Below are 2,203 nucleotides of genomic sequence, written 5' to 3'. Positions count from 1 at the left end.
CCAGGCCCAAGGGCGCCAAGCGCAGCGGATGCGCACCCTTCGCCTGGACGGTCCATCGCTTCAGCGGCATCTGCCGCGACCGCGGCCGTGCAAGCGGCTTCCGAGAAGGCTTTCGACAAGGCCCCCGAAGCTGCCTCCACGCCAGCGTCCTTCAAGGACATCTTCGCCGTGCGCAGCTGGCAGCCACCGCCCCCGAAGGTGGAGCCGGCGCCACCGCCACCACCCACGGCGCCGCCACTGCCCTTCAGCTTCCTGGGCAAGAAGCAACAGGATGGCCACTGGGAGGTCTACCTGGGCACCGGCAGTGGCTTTGTGGTGGCGCGCCAGGGGGAGAAGCTGTTGGACACCTACCAGGTGCTGCGCATTGAGCCTCCGCGCCTGACGCTGCGCTACTTGCCTCTTCAACAGGAACAGTCGCTCGACATCGGCGAATGAGCGCCTTCCGGAATCGACCCATGCCCTTGACCATTCCACTTCACCTCAATTCTCGCGCCGGAACGGGGCGGTTTAGGCGCCCGATACCGGCTGTCTTGCAGGCCGTGCTGCTGACCGCCGTGTTGCTGGTCTTGGGTGGGTGCGCTGCCGAGCAGGCCTACAGCGAAGGCCAGGCCCTGATGGCCTCGGGCCAGCCGGTGGCGGCACTCGGCAAGCTGGAAGAGGCCAATCGCCTGGAGCCCGGCTCGGCCGAGTACCGTGCCGGACTGCTGCGTGCCCGCGAGCAGCTGATCCAGCAGGCCCTGAACCGGGCCGACCAGGCGCTCAAGGCCAAGAAGTGGGACGAGGCCGACGGTGCCTATCGTGCGCTGCTGACCCAGCCACAGGCCCAGGACCGCGCACTGGAAGGGCTGCGCCAGGTTGAACGGCTGCGGGGACGCGATGCGCAGCTGGCCCGCGTGCAGAGCGAGATCGACCAGGCCGACTGGCCGGCCGCAAGGGCCGATCTGGCGCAGCTGCGTCAGGAATCCCCCCATGACACCGATTTGGCGCTTCTGGCCCAGCAGATCGATCAGCGCACGGCAGAACAGGAACGCAGGGGCCGCAGCACGGGCCGGTTGGCGGCCGCCTACCGCCAGCCGATCAACCTGGAGTTCCGGGATGCGCCGCTGCAGACGATCTTCGAGGTGATCTCCCGCACGGCCGGGCTCAACTTCCTGTTTGACAAGGAGGTCCGGGTGGATCAGCGCGCCTCGATCTACCTGCGCAACAGCACGGTGGAGGCGGCCGTCAATTGGCTGCTGCTGACCAACCAGCTGGAAGGACGGGAGCTCGACGCCAACACCATGCTGATCTACCCGGCCATCTCGACCAAGCAGCAGGAATACCAGCCCATGGTGGTCAAGAGCTTCTACCTGGCCAACGCCGATGCCAAGCGGGTGGGCGAGACGCTGCGCACCCTGCTCAAGAGCCGCAACGTCGTGGTCGACGAGAGCCTGAACATGGTGATCCTTCGAGACAGCCCGGAGGCGGTGCGCCTGGCCGAGAAGCTGGTGGCCTTGCATGACGTGCCGGCTCCCGAGGTGATGCTCGATGTGGAGATCCTGGAGGTCAAGCGTGGACGCCTGTTGGACTTGGGGGTTGCCTGGCCCGAGCAGCTCGGCTTCGCGCCGCTGTCCTCCTCGTCCAGCAGCAGCGGCACCATCACGCTCAACGACCTGCGCAACCTCAACCGCTCCACCATCGGCGTGACCGGGGCCTCGGCCTCGGTCTCCGCCACGGCCCAGGACTCCGACACGAACCTGCTGGCCAATCCGCGCATCCGCGTGCGTAACCGGGAAAAGGCCAAGATCCTGATCGGTGACCGCGTGCCCACCATCACCACCAACGTCACCTCCACCGGGGTCTCGACCGAGTCGATCAACTACCTGGACGTCGGCCTGAAGCTCGACGTGGAGCCGACCATCTACGTGGACAACGAGGTGGCGATCAACATCGGCCTGGAGGTCAGCAGCATCACCAAGCAGCAGCAGACACAGTCGGGCGCGCTCATCTACCAGATCGGGGCGCGCACCGCGCAGACCACGCTGCGCCTCAAGGATGGCGAGAACCAGATCCTGGCGGGCCTGATCAACGACGAGGACCGCAAGACGGCCAAGAAGCTCCCCGGGATGGGAGATCTGCCCTTGGTGGGTCGCCTGTTCGGCGAGCAGTCCAACGACCACACCAAGACCGAGATCGTGCTCTCGATCACACCGCACATCCTGCG

At 66.5% G+C, this 2,203-nt stretch carries 2 protein-coding genes; both read left to right on the top strand.

Going from position 1 to position 2,203, the window contains the following annotated elements; genetic code table 11:
* Positions 1 to 87: 87 nt before the first annotated feature.
* Complete coding sequence (locus I73_RS29015) at positions 88 to 435, top strand: hypothetical protein (RefSeq protein ID WP_022982034.1); 348 nt, start codon at positions 88 to 90, stop codon at positions 433 to 435.
* A 104-nt stretch (positions 436 to 539) separates the two neighbouring features.
* On the top strand, positions 540 to 2,203 hold a 1,664-nt coding region (locus tag I73_RS18800), incomplete at its 3' end, for a secretin N-terminal domain-containing protein (protein WP_234409546.1).

The sequence above is a fragment of the Ideonella sp. B508-1 genome, assembly GCF_000333615.1.
Lineage (GTDB): Bacteria > Pseudomonadota > Gammaproteobacteria > Burkholderiales > Burkholderiaceae_C > Ideonella.
The sequence above is the reverse complement of the archived record's forward strand: the minus strand, read 5'-3'. Positions and strand labels throughout refer to the sequence as shown.